Source organism: Erwinia sp. GW821-FHT03D09 (assembly GCF_059420805.1).
On sequence record NZ_JBWKUK010000001.1, the window covers coordinates 15,138 to 32,504 of the forward strand.

Here is a 17,367-nt window from a genome sequence, read left to right on the forward strand (position 1 = left end):
GAATGAAGCCTTCTATTGTTGCCAAACTGGAAGCATTACAGGAACGTCACGAAGAAGTCGAGGCGATGCTGGGTGATGCCGGTGTGATTGCCGATCAGGAACGTTTCCGTGCACTGTCACGGGAATATGCTCAGCTGACCGATGTCAGCCAGTGTTTCCGCCGGTGGCAGCAGATCCAGGAAGATATCGAAACCGCCGAGATGATGCTCGACGATGCGGAAATGCGCGATATGGCGCAGGAAGAATTAAAAGAAGCGCGCGAAGCCAGCGAGGCGCTGGAACAGCAGCTGCAGGTGCTGCTGCTGCCGAAAGATCCCGATGATGAACGCAACTGCTATCTGGAAGTGCGCGCCGGCACCGGCGGTGACGAAGCGGCGATCTTCGCCGGCGATTTGTTCCGCATGTACAGCCGCTATGCCGAAGCGCGTCGCTGGAAAGTGGAAATCATGAGCGCCAACGAAGGCGAGCACGGTGGCTTTAAAGAAGTGATCGCCAAAGTAGTCGGTGAGGGTGCCTACGGTCGCCTGAAGTTTGAATCCGGCGGTCATCGCGTGCAGCGCGTGCCGGAAACCGAATCCCAGGGCCGCATTCACACCTCCGCCTGTACCGTGGCGGTGATGCCGGAGCTGCCGGAAGCCGAACTGCCGGATATCAATCCGTCGGATTTGAAAATCGATACCTTCCGTTCTTCCGGCGCGGGCGGCCAGCACGTTAACACCACCGACTCCGCCATCCGTATTACCCACCTGCCAACCGGCATTGTGGTGGAGTGTCAGGACGAACGTTCGCAGCACAAAAACAAAGCCAAAGCGCTGGGCGTACTGGGTTCGCGTATCCGCGCCGCTGAAATGGCCCGCCGCCAGCAGGCAGAGTCCTCCACGCGCCGCAACCTGTTGGGCAGCGGCGATCGTTCCGACCGTAACCGTACCTATAACTTCCCGCAGGGGCGCGTTACCGATCACCGAATCAACCTGACTATCTACCGCCTGGATGAGGCGATGGAAGGTAAACTGGATTCGCTGATCGAGCCTATCGTGCAGGAATATCAGGCCGATCAGCTGGCAGCCCTTGCCGGGCAGGACTGATGCAGATCCGATCCTGGCTGCGTGAGGCCATTACCCGCCTGGCAGGCAGCGACAGCCCAAAGCGTGATGCGGAAATTCTGCTGGGTTGGGTAATCGGCAAGTCACGCAGCTGGCTGATCGCCTTCGACGATAGCGAACTGGATGCCGACCAGCTGGCGCGGCTCGATGCCCTGCTGACGCGTCGTGCGGCAGGCGAACCGGTGGCCTATCTCATCGGTGAGCGTGAATTCTGGTCGCTGCCGCTGCGCGTCTCTCCCCATACGCTGATCCCGCGTCCGGACAGTGAAGTGTTGGTTGAGCAGGCGCTGGCGCGCTTGCCGCAGAGTGCCTGTGCGGTGCTGGATCTCGGCACCGGAACCGGGGCGATTGCACTGGCGATTGCCAGCGAACGGCCCGACTGTCAGGTCACCGGCGTCGATCGCATTGCCGATGCCGTCGAACTCGCGCGATATAACGCCACAAAGCTGTCGCTGAACAATGCGCGTTTCCTGCAAAGCAACTGGTTCTCGGCCCTGACCGGGCAGCAGTTTGCCATCATCGTCAGTAATCCTCCTTATATTGATGCCGCGGACGGCCACCTTAACCAGGGCGACGTGCGTTTTGAACCGGCCAGCGCGCTGGTTGCGGGCGATCGCGGTCTGGCCGATATCAAACTGATTGCCGTCGCCGCCGGGCAGCATCTGCACCCCGAAGGCTGGCTGCTGCTTGAACATGGCTGGCAGCAGGCACAGGAGGTTCACCAGATATTGCGCGATAACAACTTTACCGCAGTAGAAACCTGTCAGGATTACGGCGGTAACGATCGCGTGACCTTTGGACAGAAACTGGCTGAGTAAGGAGTCAACATGGCTACATGGTATCTTCCGCTAAAACATTTCCATCTGCTGACGGTTTGCATTACCGTGCTGATGTTTGTTTTACGTTTCTGGTGGTTACAGCGTCAGTCTGCCATGCTGCAGCGTCGCTGGGTTCGTATTGTGCCGCACATCAATGACACGCTGCTGCTGCTGTCCGGTGTGCTGCTGGTCACGATTACCCACTTTTACCCGTTCTCGCCACAGGGCAGCTGGCTGACTGAGAAGCTGTTTGGCGTTATTATCTATATTGCACTGGGCTTTATTGCCCTCGGACGACGTCCGCGTGCGCAGAAAGTGCGCTGGATAGCGTTCATTGTGGCCCTGGTCGCGGTTTATGCGATTGTCCGGTTAGCCACAACTAAAATGCCACTGTTGGGGTTTGTATGACGTCCTTAGCTGATTTTGATTTTACTGCCGCCCCGCTGAGTGAAGCGGTTATCGCGGCATCGCTGGCTATTCGCAGCGACTTTCCGGCTGAAAACGTCAGAAAGCAGTTGTCGGCGCTGGTAGCCGAAGCGCGTGCGACTATTTCGCCGCAGCTTGAAGCCGATTTACAGCTGGAGAAGCTGATTGAGCTTTTCTGGCACCAGTGGGGATTTGGCGGCGCGGGCGGTATCTATCGCCTCTCTGATTCTCTGTGGCTGGATAATGTACTCACTACCCGTCAGGGAACGGCAGTGTCGCTGGGTATTGTGTTCCTGCATATTGCCCGCCAGCTTGAGCTGCCGCTGTGCCCGGTTATTTTCCCTACGCAGTTGATCCTGCGCGCCGAGTGGATTGATGAAGATATCTGGTTAATCAATCCCTTCAATGGCGACACGCTGGATGAACATACCCTCGAAGTGTGGCTGAAAGGCAATATCGGCCCGATTGCCAAGTTGTACGATGATGATTTGCAGGAAGCCGAGCCGCTGGCCGTGCTGCGCAAAATGCTCGATACGCTAAAGGCTGCGCTGATGGAAGAAGAGCAGATGGAAACCGCGCTGCAGGTGAGCCAGGTGCTGGTGCAGATGGACCCTGAAGATCCCTATGAAATTCGCGATCGCGGGCTGATTTTTGCCCAGCTGGAATGTGAACACGTGGCATTGAGCGATCTGGCTTACTTTGTGAAACACTGCCCGGAAGATCCGGTGAGTGAAATGATCAAGCTGCAAATCCACTCCATTGAACAGAAACAGATAACCCTGCACTGATGCATCGTGCGCGGTGAATACCTCTAAGACATAAGGCGAAGACATGAAACAAAAAGTGGTTAGCATTGGTGATATCCCGGTAGCAAACGATCTGCCATTCGTCCTGTTTGGTGGCATGAACGTGCTTGAATCCCGCGATCTGGCCATGCGCATTTGTGAACATTACGTCACCGTAACCCAGAAGCTGGGTATTCCTTATGTGTTTAAAGCGTCATTTGATAAGGCCAACCGTTCGTCTATTCACTCCTATCGCGGTCCGGGTCTGGAAGAAGGGATGAAAATCTTCCAGGAGCTGAAGCAAACTTTCGGCGTGAAGATCATTACCGATGTCCATGAAGCCAGCCAGGCGCAGCCGGTGGCGGACGTGGTTGACGTTATCCAGCTTCCGGCCTTCCTTGCCCGCCAGACCGATCTGGTGGAAGCGATGGCGAAAACCGGCGCGGTAATTAACGTCAAGAAACCGCAGTTCGTCAGCCCGGGCCAGATGGGCAACATCGTGGATAAATTTGCTGAAGGCGGCAACGATAAAGTCATTCTGTGCGATCGTGGTGCTAACTTCGGTTACGACAATCTGGTGGTCGATATGCTGGGCTTCAACGTGATGAAGCAGGTTTCCAACGGCAGTCCGGTGATCTTCGACGTGACCCACGCCCTGCAGTGCCGTGACCCAATGGGTGCAGCCTCCAGCGGCCGACGCGCGCAGGTTAGCGAACTGGCCCGTGCCGGTATGGCGGTGGGCATTGCCGGCCTGTTTATTGAGGCGCATCCGGATCCGGCGAATGCCAAATGCGACGGCCCGTCGGCGCTGCCGCTGGATAAGCTGGAGCCGTTCCTGGTGCAGATGAAAGCGATTGATGACCTGGTCAAAAGCTTCCCTGAACTGGATACCAGCAACTAAGACAGCGTAATCACAACGGGCCTGAAAATCAGGCCCGTTTTCTTTCCTGCTCTTCTCGTTACCCGCCGGGGTGTGGGTCGAAAATTTGACTCAAGGAGCCATGATGAAAAAATCCATTCTGCTGATGCTCGCGACTCTCGCCGCCAGCGGCTGTAGTAGTGACGGCAACCGTTTAAATGAGCAGCAGCTGCTGAATCAGTACTTCGTGCTGAGTGCGGTTGATGGCAAACCCGTGGAGCAACGCCCCGGGATACGCCCGGGTATCAGCTTTGCGCCGGGTCTGAGAGTCAGCGGCGTGATGTGCAACCGCTTCTTCGGTCAGGGAAAACTGGAGCAGGATCGGCTGACGGTTCCGCAACTGGCATCCACCAGGATGCGGTGCCGGGACGGTGAACTTAACCAGTGGGAACAACTGCTGGGGCAGGTGCTGACGGCGGGGGCCAGCGTTACATTGCATCAACAAACCCTGACGTTAAGCGGTGCCGGACATACGCTGGTTTACCGGGCCGAGCAAAACGCGGAAGAGAATTGATCGATAAAGTAAAGGCCGGATAATCCGGCCTTTTTTTCGTTACAGCATTACCGTCATCAAATAGGCGGCAAACAGTGCCAGATGCGCTGCACCGTTCAGCACGTTAGTGCGCCCGGTAGAGAAGGAGATTTGGCACAGTATCAGGGCAGAAATCATCACCACCATCTGCGGTGACTCCAGACCGAAAATCAGCTTCTGTCCGGTGAGTGAGGCGATAATCGTAACCGCAGGTACCGTCAGCGAGATTGTCGCCAGCACCGAACCAAAGAACAGGTTCATCGCGCGCTGTACCTGATTGGCCAGCACCGCTTTAATCGCGCCCAGTCCTTCAGGCGAGAGGATCAGTAGCGCCACCAGGAAGCCGGTAAACTGCTCCGGGGCATTCATCGCCGTCAGCAGCTCACCCAGTGGGTTAGCATTCATTTTCGTTACGGCAATGACCGCAATCAGATGCACAATCAGCCACGCGGTATGCCAGGCAGTGCTGTGGACTGAAGGCTTACCGTGGTGCGGATCGCCATCATCGTCTTCATGTTCGTAAACAAACAGGTTCTGATGGGTTTTGGTCTGGATAAGCAGAAACACCCAGTACATGGCAGCTGAAATGGCGGAAACCAGCAGTGCCTGCCCAACGCTAAAGTTACCGCCCGGTAACGCTACGGGCAGCACCAGAACGATAATTGCCAGCGGGAAGATAGCAATCAGGTACTGTTTTAAACCCACCAGATTAACGTACTGGGTGGCGAATTTGCGGCCGCCGAGCAGCAGGGCAAAGCCGACCAGGCCACAGGTGACGATCATAATGATCGAGAACAGCGTGTCGCGCATCAGCGCCGGGGCGGCATCGCCGGTGGCCATTAATGCGGAGATCAGGCTGACCTCAAGAATAACGACGGAGAGGCTGAGAATAAGAGAGCCATAGGGTTCGCCAAGGCGGTGTGCCAGCACGTCGGCATGACGCACTACGCTAAAGGCGCTGCTGAGAATAGCCACCAGCGCCAGCAAATTTATACCTACCACGACAGGTAGCGAAGTGGTATTTCCCCAGAACCACAGTATCAGCAGTGCGGCCAGGGGGAAGATCAGGGAGTACTCGGTGTGGCGGGTTTTACTGCTCTCGTGGGCACTCATAGGCTAACGCTCCTTATCGAAATCTGCTGGCTCAAAACCGACGAAATCGGGGGGCCTCATAAAGTCGTGACTGAAGTATCAGTGACAAGTGGCGAAAGTGTAATCTTTTTTTTTAACGTGGCGGTAAATATTTACGCGATTTTACGGACTTTAGGTGAATTAAGTCTGAAGCCTTCATTTTTTATGATTAGCTTTTTATCTCGATGAAATATCGGGATGTTTATTTTTTATTATCTAATGATTGAGTGGAATTAACCGCTCATAATGGGTTTTATGTTAGGATAATGCACTCGGTAATGAGAAATTCAATCCAGGCTTGTAAAAAAGAAAGTGGTAAAAAAGCGTCTGTGCGCCAGGCTTAACGGTGATTGATTTATGCTCATTCAGGAGGTCAACAATGCCCTACGATTCCCGCCAGGCGCTGCCTGATGCCATTAAACACGTATTGCCTGCACATGCCCAGGACATCTATAAAGAAGCATTTAACAGTGCCTGGGAACAGTATAAAAATAGCGACGATCGCCGTGGCGATGATTCACGTGAGGAGGTCGCCCACAAAGTGGCCTGGGCCGCAGTGAAGCACCAGTACCATAAAGGCGACGATGATAAGTGGCACAAGACGCGCTGATGTCAGAATGCAACGCGCTGACTGAAGGCGAAGCGAGGTTTCGCTGATGCCAGAATAATGTCGCTCACCCGGACAAGTTGAGCTTTTGTTTTTCAAGCGGACACGACTTTACGCCCGAAAGGGCGTATTACCCGGTTAAATTTCTGGATTCTTCGCTCGACGCCACTTCAGCCGTGCAGGTAGCCAGCGCTGAGTTGTCTCCGGGGGCTGTTCATCAATCAGTTGAGTGATCATTTCAAAGCAGTTCCACGCCAGCAGGCATTCGTCCTGTTCGACCGTATCAATACGCACCGACAGCGCGTCATACAGATAGTGATCGTCAAAGCTACAGAGATGCATCGGGGTATCCAGCAGACCGTGCTGGCTGAGGTAGCGCAGCACGCCTTCCTGAAGCCCACAGGCGGCGCAGAACAGCGCCTGCGGTACGCGGCCCAGACGGGCATAAAGATCGGCAAACATCTCGTAACCGGAACTGGAGTGGTAATGGCCATGCATGATCCACTCCGGGCGCACCGTCACGCCAGCACGTTCCAGCCCCCGTTGATAACCGGCCAGACGATCGCGGGTGGGGGAGATACGCGGCTGACCGCCGAAGAAGTCAATTTCTTCATACCCTTCTCGCGCCACCGCTTCCAGCAGCGTAGCCGTCGGGGCTGTCGCGTCGGTGATCACCAGCGGGGCGCACCATAAAGGTAAACTGTCACTCGCCGTGCTGGTCCAGGCTGACCAGTACGGTTGAGGTGCGATGGCCTTTTTCACGGTGCATGTTGCTGATATCAACGCCTTCGCCGCGCAGTGTCTGCCGCAGGAATTCGCCGAACGGGTCATCGCCCACGCAGCCGATAAAGGCGCTATTACCGCCAAGCCGCGCGACGCCGACCGCGACGTTGGCCGGTGCGCCGCCGGGGCATTTCAACAGGCGATCGTCCTGTTCCCGGTAGCAAATCAATTACTGCATCACCCAATACCCAGATTCGTTACGTCATTGTGATTGTCCTGAAGTAAAAATCTGCCAGCAAGCTAAACTGGTTTGGCAAAAAAGAAAAGTGTTAATTAATGTTTGCTGACTGTTGGGGGGGACTGTGGGAATAGCAATTGCTGTGCTTGTGCTTGTGCGCCTGTCGCTGCGAGGATTGGCGTGTTGGGACCCGTCTCGATACTAATGAGTCGCTGTAGAGCTGAGAACTTAGATATGGTTTTCAGTATTGGGAATTATCTGTATCCAGAGGATGAAAGGGAAATGAGTGAGTAACGATAAAAGTGGTAACTCTGATGAACTGACAACATAAACAACCAAAAATCATAGGGATCGTTCTGAAAGGCGATATCTTTCAGTCAAAAAACGGGCTGCCATATACCATATGACCGCACAATAAAATTTCAGGCACCGCAAAACGGGCAAAGCAGACGGGTCGCGATCCCGAACGAGCTATCCGCAGTGCTGAACGTAGAGAGGACGCCAGGATTTGTCCACACGGACGTGGGCGAAAGGCGCAGCCGCGCAGGACACGCGTCTGCGGCGGTCCGTGAGGCTGACGACCGAAGTGAGGGTACCGCGAAGCGGCGCGAGGACCTGCGCGGCAGGGAACGCGACCCGTCAGCGAAGATGCTGCGTGTGAAGACGACACTACCCATCTCAAACGGCAGACACCGTCAAGACAACACTTTCCAAATGTAGCCATCCCCGTTTTGCACATCAAATTTCACCTTGGCGTCACCACCCGGATATTTTTTTTCTTTTGTGATCCACCTCCAACTTGAAAGCTGCTGAATAAATGCATAAGGTCAGTAATAATGTTTGATAAAATAGCTAAAAATAGTTAAATCGCGGACGGCGAAATCAGCAGGGTGTATTTTGAGCAGTGGCGTGGAGGTAAAAGTGTTAACACGAGATTTCTTATTAAAAGCTGACTGTAAAACCGCTTTTGGTGATATCGAGGAATCACTGTTATGGAGTGCGGAGCAGCGTGCTGCTTCGCTGGCGGCGACCCTCGCATGCCGCCCTGACCACAGCCCGGTATGGATTTTCGGCTACGGTTCGCTGATGTGGAACCCGGTGTTTGAAGCCGATGAAGCCGCTACCGGTACGCTGGTCGGCTGGCATCGCGCGTTTTGCCTGCGCCTTACTGCCGGACGGGGAACGGCCAGCCAGCCCGGACGTATGCTGGCGCTGAAAGAAGGCGGTGAAACCACCGGCCTGGCTTTTTGCCTGCCGGAGGCAAAGCTGCACGAAGAGCTGGAGCTGCTGTGGAAGCGTGAAATGATCACCGGCTGCTATCTGCCGACCTGGTGTGAACTGGCGCTGGACGATGGCAGAAAAGTCACCGCGCTGGTATTCATAATGGACCCGCGCCATCCGCTGTATGAAACCGACTCCTGCCCGCAGACCATTGCGCCGCTGATTGCTAAAGCCACCGGCCCACTGGGGACAAATGCGCAGTATCTGTTTTCACTGGAAAAGGAGCTTAACCAGCGTGGCATCAACGATGACTGCCTGACCGACCTGGCACGCACGGTGCGTGAACTCCAGCAGTGCCACAGTGGACTGGCGGGATAGCCCCGCCGGCTCTGAACATCAATGCGCCGGGTTAATCAGCCAGGTTCCGGCGCGGTCAATTTTCAACTGCTGACTGTAGTCGCTACGCGTACTCTGTATCTGTAGCAGATAGTCACCTGCCGCAAGATTCAGCACGGTGTAACCGCTGTTATTTGGTGTCACCGCCATCGCGTTGTTGTTAATCAATAGCGTATCTCCACTGCCTAACTTCAAATACACCGTTGCCAGCGCAGGTGCATCGCCTGCTGCTGATGCTGCTCCGGCTGCGGGGGGCATTGGCGAAACTTCCGCCACCGGCAGCGCGGTGCCTTGCTGAGGATCGCGGTTCGGCATCCAGACTACGGTGCCCACGGCCAGTACTGCCAGAGCGCTCATCAGTAACAGTGGTTTCGACAACCGGGGTGGGTTCTTCGCGGCAATAAGTGGTTCGGCGGCGCTGGCTGCCGGGTTTATCGCGGCCAGAGGCACTTCGGTCTCAGGTTCACGGTTCGTTTCTGTTTCACGCTTCGTTTCTGTTTCGTACTGTGCTGTTGTCGAAATCAGTGGTTCGCTAATCGTACTCACCAGCTCTTCAACTTCGCTCACCGGCAAATTGATCAGCGACGCCATCTCATCTATCGACTGTGGGCGCTGTGCGGCATCCATCGTTAGCGAGCGATCTATGGCGTTCAGCAGCGGTAGCGAATATCCCTCAAGGCGCAGTTCACTCAATGGTTGATAGCTGTCCTCAATACTGCGCACTACGCTGACCGGCGGAGGGTTGCCGGTAATAAGCGTATGCAGCACCGCACCCAGAGCATAAATATCGGTCCACGGGCCCTGTTCTGCATCTCTTTCCTCGCAGTACTGTTCCAGCGGTGCGAAGCCAGGCTTAAGCATAATCTCGGTTTCGTCAGAGAGGTTGCCTATCTCTTTGCGGGCGGAACCGAAGTCCAGCAGCACCGGCAGCTGGTTTTCCTGGATTTGAATATTATCCAGCGAAATATCCCGATGCAGGAAGCCCGCGCGATGAATGGTATTGATGGCACCAAACAGTGGCGGTAGCAGCTGGCGAATCAATGCTTCGTTAATGGTCTGCGGCTGACTGGATTGCCACGCTTTTAGCGTCATCCCGCTGTAGAACAGCGTGCCCATATAGGCGGTGCCATTGCCTTCCCAAAAGCGGAGAACGTGCAGCAGTCCGGGGTGGTTAAAACGCGCCAGCAGTCGGGCTTCCTGCACGAAACTGTTCATCCCGGCGTTAAACAGCCGCTGATGGCGCTCGGCCCGAAGCGTGACGGACAGATCCTCGCCGCGCGTGACCAGCGAGTTCGGCATAAATTCCTTGATGGCGATAGTGCGTTCCAGCAGATGGTCCCAGGCCCGATAAACAATGCCGAAGCCGCCGCCGCCAATGACTTCCTGAATTTCGAACTCATTGAAGCGATAACCCGGCGGAAGCGCTTTGGTCGCGTTTTGTTGCTGCTCGTTTGCCGACATAATAAAACTCTCCTAACGTACGCTACGCCAGATACTTAATTAACGGTGCGCCAGGCACCTGTTGCCGGGTCGGCAAGATCGGCATGCAGGGCATCAACCAGCAGCACGTTCACTTTCACTTTGGGAGCGATTGTCGCTGACCATGTCTGGCGCAGTTTCTCAACCCGCTCCTTTATTTCTGCGGCGTTGCTGGCGTCGGTTTTGTCCATCTTAATCAGCAGCGTTCCTTCAAAAGACCAGACGTGAAGCTCAGGAATAAATGGCAGCACCAGCCAGCTGTCCGGCGCCTCCGGGCGGCTGACCACCATACGCTGATTATTCACTGTGACAACGACAAGTTCGCCCGGGGCAGGATGCAGGTCCCGCAGCGGGTAACCCTGATAAAAAGTGACCGCCAGCGGTAACGCAGGGTTTTGACCGTTCTGACCGTTCATCAGGCTGAGTTCACTGCGGCCCTCCAGCCAGCCATCGGCTGTACAGGTCATCGCTTTCGTCTCGGGAATAAACAGCGACGAGCCGCGATCGTCCCACCAGGTACGGAAGTGGCAGCCGCCGGGCAGATCGAAGTAGTGCAGCGGTACGGTGTTTGCCGGGCGGGAAATATCCAGCGGTGAGGCGTTATCGGCGGTGGCGGTGGCGGTCGCATCGGCGGTAATGACCGGTTGCCAGTCATCGTTCTGAAGGGCGGTACCCACGGCCAGCACTGAGCCACGGCTGCTGGTCATCTGCCACGGCAGTTCTTTCAGTTTGCCGCACTGGTTGTGCAGCAGTTTCCCTACCTGCGGCAGGAACTTATCGAGCACCGCTGATTCAGTGGCTTTTGCGGAAACAATGCGCAGGTCGATCTTTTCTTTGCACCAGGCCTGCGGTGCACTGCTGGTAACGCTATCGATAAACACGTCCAGCGCAAGGCTGGGGGAGGAGACGACCCGGTAATCTTCCGCCCGCACGCTGGCGACAGCCATCAGGCTCAGGACAACTGGCAACCAATATTTCATAGCATTCCTTGAAATTAATCACGCGGTGGTAAAAACCGGGCTGAATCCGTCAGAGAAAAAAGCAACGTAGTCTCCTGCGGCGATCCGCACCATACGGCCACGGCGCTAAGATTATCCTGTTTTTCGCTGCGGTCGATAGCTTTCAGCATTAGAGCCAGCCATTCCTGCGGTGAGTTTACCATTCTTAGTGCCTGTTCCATCTCATAAAGTGTCAAATTATTCCAAAAACCATCGCTGCACAGCAGAAAAACATCGCCATCCTCCAGCGGCAGGACGGGGCTGTATTCATGGGGCTTCACACTGTCGGTACCCAGAGCGTTATACAGCAAATGACTGTTTATTCCCGTATTATCATATCCGGCGTCATGAAGCTGCTGCACCAGACTGTGATCGCGGGTCATGTTATGAACCACACCCCGACGAAAGTGATAGACGCGGGTGTCTCCGGCATGGCACCACCAGGCCCGCTGGCCGGGGCGGTCAATAAACAGTGCGGCAAGGGTGGTACTCATTTTCTTCAGTGCGGGTTCTGCCCACTGCGCCGAACGGATGGCCTGTTCGCAGGCGACGATCATCTCTTCGGTCTGTAAAGGTGAAAGCGTATTGTGGCTGGCCGCCTGTGAAAGCAGCGTATCGCGTGCAATGACGGCGGCTCGTTCACCGCCGGGGCTGCCTGCTACGCCATCGCAAACAACGAACGTGCCGAACCGATCGTTCAGCTGTGCGCCCGTAGCGTCCTGATTACTGATGCGCGCGCCAGTCTGCGATGTGCTGCAAAAGGTGATATTCATCGATCCTCCTCGGCGCTTTGAGAATCTTTGTACTGGTTGACCTCCATTTCATACGCCTGCAAAAACGCCTCGCCAAACAGCGAGTGGAAATCATCCTCAATATCTCCGGATGTATTCTGATAATGACGCAAAAAATAGTCCCACAGAGCCGCCTTACGTGATGTGCTGAGAGCCAGTCTGGGTATGGCGCTGTCCTGGCGGGCGTGTTCCTCCAGCCGCTGCGGGTTAAACGACTGAAGCATCGCGGCGATTATTGCCCGTATCCCGGAGGTCATCCCCAGCTGGTGGGCCTGCAAATCAACCAGCGCATCGCGCACCGCCTGCTCCGGCGGCATAAATCCCGGCATCTGACTTTGATAAATCTGCATCAGTACCGTTTTACCGCTGGGCAGAATTTTAAACGGATTGTTTGCCTCATTGAGGATCATGGTCATTTCGGCTTTGACACCACGTTTGAGGATGGAACGAGAGGAGAGCAGAGCGACCGTGCCCTGCGAGAACAGGCTCAGCATACGCCCGGTCAGGCGCATCTGCTCTTCGCTGAGTGCAGCGGTTTGTCCGGCCGCCGGCTCCAGACCCATACCTTCCTGCAGCGCATTGAGCAGCCGCTGTTCATGACTGCCATCCCTCAACGGATCGCCGTTATCGCTGTAACTGGCAGTAAGAGGGTTTATCGTCAGCCTGGCGGCAGCATCGCGCGCGCCGCGCAGCTCAAGTTCTTCCGCACTCGGTTTTTCCTGAAGGCTTTCGGGTAGTGTAGCCGGGTTAAGAATTCCCAATGGATCTTCCACACCGTTACTTTCACTGCTAAAGAGCAATAGTGGATCGTCCAGGGCCGTACTGTCGTCCGTCCGGTGGGGATCGGTAACCATAATATGATAGTGACCAATCGTCAGCGTATCACCGCGCATCAGCCTGACCTGTTCACCCCGGGCAAGGGAGCGTTCATTATGTATCACTGCGATAACGCTGCCCTGGCTGGTCAAACGACATTCACCGCCGGGAGAAACATGAACCAGCGCCTGTAAACGAGAAATGGTCCGTTCAGGATCGGGAAGGACCAGATTATTATCAGCGCTGCGGCCGATGGTGCCACCCGGCGGTGCGAAATCGCAGCTTGCGGAGACGTTCGGCTCCAGATAGTTTAAAAGAGTAAGTCGCATGCTTCTACTGTCTCGCCCCCGGATTAGTCAGCCTGGTCAAACATAGGTGGGTAGAGTCCGTGGCGGCCCGGATTTTCGGCCAGAGTCGGATGAAATAATTGTGTAAACAGCTGCGCTGTCAAATTGCCGCTGTGCTTGTGCGTGACCAGCGGACAGCCATCATACTGATTCGTCCACCAGTAGCTGGTGTACTGCAGCGGATCGAAACGGCGCGAAACCTCCCGCCATGCGAGAGTCGGGCTATCGCGATAGCTAATAATCGCGCTGGCGTCGAGTTTTTCAGTCTGAGGCAGTGGGTCAAGATTAATTATCGCCAGTTCCGCCTCATCAACGCTTTTCTGTTGGCTGACCACCTGTTGTAGCGCGGTGCCCAAAACGTTAAACCACTCTCCGGCCAATGCCAGCTGAACCGGATGCCACTGTGACACCGCGACCTTCTGTGCAGCCATCAGCGGCCAGACTCGGCCAACCCGATCCCGCGACGGCATCAGGCAGCCAATTTGCACCTGCTGTACGCCAAGTGTGGCAGGCAGCACAAAATTCCAGATCGGCGCACGAGCGAAGGTTTCAGTACAGTTATTGTGCAACCGCTGCCATTGTACGACGCCGGACTTGAACCAGTTAGACCACTGGGCAAGCTGTGATTCGGGCATTCGGCGATGGACAAAATCTCCCGCTGCCGGGAGTTTGCCATACCATCCCAGTTCAGTGCTGGTTGCCATTTTGTTTTCTCATTATCAATACGCCGTCACGAGCGTAGGGTGAACTTTGGATCTGCTTGTCGAGAAGCTGGCTTAAATGCCAGTCCAGCTGCTTTAGCTGGGCATCGGTAATATCCGGTGGTGGATTTTTTGACAAATTCTGCATCACCCAACCACGCAGGAAACGCCCGTCGTAAGTTCTCGGCTGGTATAGCATCTGATAAGCGCGAAGCGCGTCGCGGGTGAAAGATTCGTTGGCACCGTTATCCTCCTGTAGCGTGAGCGTTATCGCCTGGGCAACGCGCGGCAGCAGCAGGGATTTCAGGGCGTTCTGATATATGCCCCAGCTGGCGTTATACAGTTGCTCACCCCGATACAGCCCCGCTCGCATTAACATCGGCGGCGAGGTAAGCGAAAAATCTGGCGCTTCAGGCAGTGCCACCAGGCTGTTTAAAAACGGCAGGAGCCCGGTAATATCACCACTGTTGTTATCGCTCAGCGTTCGGGCCTGCTGCTGAATTTCCGGCAACCTGTCGGCAATCTGTTGCATATAACGCTGATTCTTATCATAGCTGGTGTACCACAACCCACAACACGCCACTAAAGCAACAGCCGTGACGGCATATCCCAAACGATGCAGGCGCTGGTTACGTAACTCCCAGTGGCTGTCGCTGCCGGCCAGTGCACTTTCACGGAACACGACTTTACTGAGCAGGTCGTGAATAAAATAGCTTTGTCCTTTATTAGCCGGAATGGGCGAAGTACGGCTGACGCTGTTCCAGCTGGCAATTGACTGGTCCTGCGACTGCGGCAGCTGGAGTTTACGTGCCAGTTCGCCCATCACGCGATCGAACGGCAGACCTTCCTGTGTGCCGCTGGTAAAAAATAATCCGCGTATGGACCAGGCCGGATCGCTCTGTCGGGGCGAGAAGATGGTTGTCAGATAGTCCGCCAGCAGCGGGCGTAAAGAAGCGAATTCCTGCGGAAACAGGAAGCAGTCCGCGCGCTGTTGTAAATCAGTTTGCCTTGCCATATTGCAGGCGAGGTCGTTCATTAGCTGGTTGCACAGCTGATGGAAATGGTACTCAAACTGTGGCAGCAACCGGTCGTGTTCAACCGGAGAGGACTTCAGTGGGAAGGTGAAGCCAAAGACCTGTTCCCGCTGACTTTTATCGCACTGGGCAAAATAGCTCATGAACCCTTTAAGCAGATCGCTTTTCGTCACCATAATATAGACCGGGAAGTGGATACCCGTTTGCTGGTGAAGCTCTGCCATACGGCTGCGTAGTGCTGTCGCCTGCGCCTGGCGCATCTCCGCCGAGTCGCTTAACAGATCGGCTACGCTGAGGGTGACGATCACGCCATTGATTGGCTGACGCGGACGATAGCGTTTAAGCAGCGCGATAAATGCCTGCCATTCACTGGCATCGCGCGTTCGCTGGCTCTCCTGGAGGGTATATCTTCCCGCCGTATCAAGCAGTACTGCCTGTCGGGTGAACCACCAGTCGCAGTGGCGAGTGCCGCCCACGCCCCGCAGGGCGCCTTTATTTATGCTATCAGGCAGGGCAAATTCCAGCCCGGAGTTCAGCAGCGCGGTAGTTTTACCCGCACCGGGCGCGCCGACAATCAGATACCACGGCAGCTGATAGAGGTAGCGGGCGTTGAAAAAACGCAGCCAGCGGCTGCGGCGCGAGGGCGAACTATGCGGAAACTGGATCTTTTTTAACAGCTGAGTTGCATCGTGAAAGCGCATATCCAGCATTTCACTGGTGGCCTGTAACTCACTCTGTTCGTGGCTGTTCAGCTGTAATCGCGTTAGCATCCGTCGGTTATACCAGGCGCGATACAGCTGGGGTAGTAGCATAAACAGCCCCCACAGCAGGTAGCAGCTGGCGATCAGCAACTGGCGATTCAGATCGCTATCGAGTAACTGAAACTGACTGAGGGCCAGCAAAGGCCCGAGCATCCAGATCAGGGCGCAGAGGGCGCTGATGCCGATCAGGCCCCATATCGGTCGGCAGGTAAGCAGGGCGAAAATTGTTTTTAACATCATGATCTTCCGGTGCTGTTGCTGCGGTCATCGTTTTCAGGCGCGGCGAACAGGGTAATCTCCACACGCCTGTTCTGTGCCCGATTCTGAGCGCTGCCGTCGGGCATCAGTGCACCACTGTCACCTCGTCCCTGGGTGCGAATAGATACGCCGGGTTGAGCAATCAGCTGCTGCATCAGGCTGGCGATGGCAGATGCGTGCGCCTGAGAATATTCATGTCTTGAGGGGAATCGTTCTTCGTGTCGCGGTCTGTCATCGCTGAACACGCTGATCAGCAGCGTTCCGTGAACGGCTTCCAGCGCCGTGGCAACTCTGGCGATAAGCGCCCGTCCCTCGGCAGAAAGTACCGTGCCAGAGGCATTGAACAGGCCGTCTACCGGAAGGATCACCCGGCTACCGCTGCAGGTATCCACCACATCCAGCTGATGAGTGGTAATCAGATCGCTTAGCCGCAAACGCAGGTCGGTTACCGCCTGTGGAACGGTTCCTCGTTGACCGGCAACCGTTTCCGGCAGCGGGATTTGCCAGATCTGCTGCTGCAGCGCGGTGGCGGTGTTACCCAGACGCCAGTTCAGGCTGGAGAAGATCAGGCAGGCGATAAAGGCAGCAATTGAAATGCAGGCCCAAAGCGGCACCGGCGCGCGCCAGGGGGCACTTTCATGCGGCAGCTCGACGGGAGGAGAAATACGGCTGTGATGCGGCGTATCACGGACATTAGCGATAAGCGTGGCAAGACGATCGCGAATGGCATCGCGCTGGCTGCGGCCGTTTTCCATGGTGCGGTAGCGGCCCTCATAGCCCAACAGTAGGCAGTAGTTAATGACTTCTAATAGCGACAGATGCTGATCGGGATTTTGCGACAGTCTGGAAAGCAGCTGAAAAAACTTATCACCGCCCCAGGCTTCGTTATGAAATGTCACCAGCAGCCCGTTTCCTGACCAGACGCCGCGATTGCCCCACGGCGTTTGCGCAGCCGCTTCATCCAGTACCGTACACAGGCAGTAGCGGGCGCCGATAATCGTCTCAAACGGCAGCTCCACCTTGCGGCAGCGACTTTCAAACAGGCGGATTTCATCAACCAGCTGCTGGCGTAAACCGGCCGGATCGTCGTGGCTGATGGCCTGGCGGATCTGTACCACGGCGTTCAGCAAGGGAAATGCTGCTGCCAGCAGAGGATTATCCAGGGCCGCGTTGCTCTCATTCGCCGGAAAAAGTTCTGGCATCATCAGGATTAGAGGATCTCAGCTGTGTGCTGCAGCCGGGAAAAAAGCCCGCAGCTGCATAAATTATTTTATCCATTCGCC

The 17,367-nt window shown here is 55.6% G+C and carries 16 protein-coding genes and 2 pseudogenes; 8 read left to right on the forward strand and 10 right to left on the reverse strand.

The window, feature by feature from the left end:
- Positions 1–2 precede the first annotated feature (2 nt).
- The 6 genes from prfA to AC07U6_RS00135 all read left to right on the forward strand — a co-directional run bounded on the left by prfA (position 3) and on the right by AC07U6_RS00135 (position 4,565).
- Positions 3–1,085 (forward strand): peptide chain release factor 1, encoded by a 1,083-nt coding sequence (gene prfA / locus AC07U6_RS00110; RefSeq protein WP_494762539.1) that lies wholly within the window; start codon positions 3–5, stop codon positions 1,083–1,085.
- Positions 1,085–1,921, forward strand: a complete 837-nt coding sequence (gene prmC, locus AC07U6_RS00115; RefSeq protein ID WP_494762540.1) for a peptide chain release factor N(5)-glutamine methyltransferase — start codon at positions 1,085–1,087, stop codon at positions 1,919–1,921. Before prfA ends, prmC begins: the two co-directional genes overlap by 1 nt.
- Positions 1,922–1,930: 9 nt before the next feature.
- Positions 1,931–2,329 (forward strand): SirB2 family protein, encoded by a 399-nt coding sequence (locus AC07U6_RS00120; RefSeq protein WP_105594355.1) that lies wholly within the window; start codon positions 1,931–1,933, stop codon positions 2,327–2,329.
- Positions 2,326–3,135, forward strand: coding sequence for an invasion regulator SirB1 (gene sirB1 / locus AC07U6_RS00125; RefSeq protein ID WP_494762541.1), 810 nt, complete (start codon positions 2,326–2,328; stop codon positions 3,133–3,135). Before AC07U6_RS00120 ends, sirB1 begins: the two co-directional genes overlap by 4 nt.
- Before the next feature lie 43 nt (positions 3,136–3,178).
- A complete protein-coding gene (gene kdsA / locus AC07U6_RS00130; protein ID WP_105594357.1) occupies positions 3,179–4,033 on the forward strand; it encodes a 3-deoxy-8-phosphooctulonate synthase in 855 nt (284 codons plus the stop codon).
- Between the two features lie 103 nt (positions 4,034–4,136).
- Positions 4,137–4,565, forward strand: a complete 429-nt coding sequence (locus AC07U6_RS00135) for an META domain-containing protein (protein WP_494762542.1) — start codon at positions 4,137–4,139, stop codon at positions 4,563–4,565.
- Between the two features lie 39 nt (positions 4,566–4,604).
- Here AC07U6_RS00135 and chaA read toward each other — a convergent pair whose 3' ends face one another.
- Positions 4,605–5,696 (reverse strand): sodium-potassium/proton antiporter ChaA, encoded by a 1,092-nt coding sequence (gene chaA, locus AC07U6_RS00140; RefSeq protein WP_494762543.1) that lies wholly within the window; start codon positions 5,694–5,696, stop codon positions 4,605–4,607.
- A 397-nt stretch (positions 5,697–6,093) separates the two neighbouring features.
- On the opposite strand from chaA, the gene chaB reads away from it, so the two are divergent.
- Positions 6,094–6,324, forward strand: a complete 231-nt coding sequence (chaB, locus tag AC07U6_RS00145; RefSeq protein WP_494762544.1) for a putative cation transport regulator ChaB — start codon at positions 6,094–6,096, stop codon at positions 6,322–6,324.
- Positions 6,325–6,459: 135 nt separating this feature from the next.
- On the opposite strand, the pseudogene AC07U6_RS00150 reads toward chaB, so the two are convergent.
- Together AC07U6_RS00150 and AC07U6_RS00155 are read right to left on the reverse strand one after the other, a co-directional pair.
- Positions 6,460–7,002 (reverse strand): annotated as a pseudogene (locus tag AC07U6_RS00150) (substrate-binding domain-containing protein); the annotation flags it as partial.
- A gap of 25 nt (positions 7,003–7,027) precedes the next feature.
- A pseudogene (locus AC07U6_RS00155) lies at positions 7,028–7,298 on the reverse strand (PfkB family carbohydrate kinase); the annotation flags it as partial.
- 905 nt (positions 7,299–8,203) lie between these two features.
- Between AC07U6_RS00155 and AC07U6_RS00160 the strand changes: the two are divergent.
- Positions 8,204–8,881: a gamma-glutamylcyclotransferase gene (locus tag AC07U6_RS00160; RefSeq protein ID WP_494762545.1), complete on the forward strand. Its 678-nt coding sequence runs from the start codon at positions 8,204–8,206 to the stop codon at positions 8,879–8,881.
- A gap of 18 nt (positions 8,882–8,899) precedes the next feature.
- Here AC07U6_RS00160 and AC07U6_RS00165 read toward each other — a convergent pair whose 3' ends face one another.
- From AC07U6_RS00165 to icmH, 7 genes are read right to left on the reverse strand one after another with little or no spacing between them, the layout of a single operon-like run.
- Positions 8,900–10,360: a serine/threonine protein kinase gene (locus AC07U6_RS00165; RefSeq protein ID WP_494762546.1), complete on the reverse strand. Its 1,461-nt coding sequence runs from the start codon at positions 10,358–10,360 to the stop codon at positions 8,900–8,902.
- Positions 10,361–10,395: 35 nt separating this feature from the next.
- On the reverse strand, positions 10,396–11,358 hold the full coding sequence (locus AC07U6_RS00170; RefSeq protein WP_494762547.1) for a hypothetical protein: 963 nt from the start codon (positions 11,356–11,358) through the stop codon (positions 10,396–10,398).
- Between the two features lie 14 nt (positions 11,359–11,372).
- Positions 11,373–12,149: a PP2C family protein-serine/threonine phosphatase gene (locus tag AC07U6_RS00175; RefSeq protein WP_494762548.1), complete on the reverse strand. Its 777-nt coding sequence runs from the start codon at positions 12,147–12,149 to the stop codon at positions 11,373–11,375.
- Complete coding sequence (gene tagH / locus AC07U6_RS00180) at positions 12,146–13,312, reverse strand: type VI secretion system-associated FHA domain protein TagH (protein ID WP_494762549.1); 1,167 nt, start codon at positions 13,310–13,312, stop codon at positions 12,146–12,148. Before tagH ends, AC07U6_RS00175 begins: the two co-directional genes overlap by 4 nt.
- A gap of 23 nt (positions 13,313–13,335) precedes the next feature.
- Complete coding sequence (gene tagF, locus AC07U6_RS00185; RefSeq protein WP_494762550.1) at positions 13,336–14,034, reverse strand: type VI secretion system-associated protein TagF; 699 nt, start codon at positions 14,032–14,034, stop codon at positions 13,336–13,338.
- On the reverse strand, positions 14,018–16,063 hold the full coding sequence (tssM, locus tag AC07U6_RS00190; RefSeq protein WP_494764480.1) for a type VI secretion system membrane subunit TssM: 2,046 nt from the start codon (positions 16,061–16,063) through the stop codon (positions 14,018–14,020). Before tssM ends, tagF begins: the two co-directional genes overlap by 17 nt.
- Positions 16,063–17,289 carry a type IVB secretion system protein IcmH/DotU gene (icmH, locus tag AC07U6_RS00195; protein WP_494762551.1) on the reverse strand — a complete coding sequence of 409 codons (1,227 nt, stop codon included), beginning with the start codon at positions 17,287–17,289 and terminating at the stop codon, positions 16,063–16,065. The genes tssM and icmH overlap by 1 nt, the downstream gene beginning before the upstream one ends.
- Between the last annotated feature and the right edge of the window lie 78 nt (positions 17,290–17,367).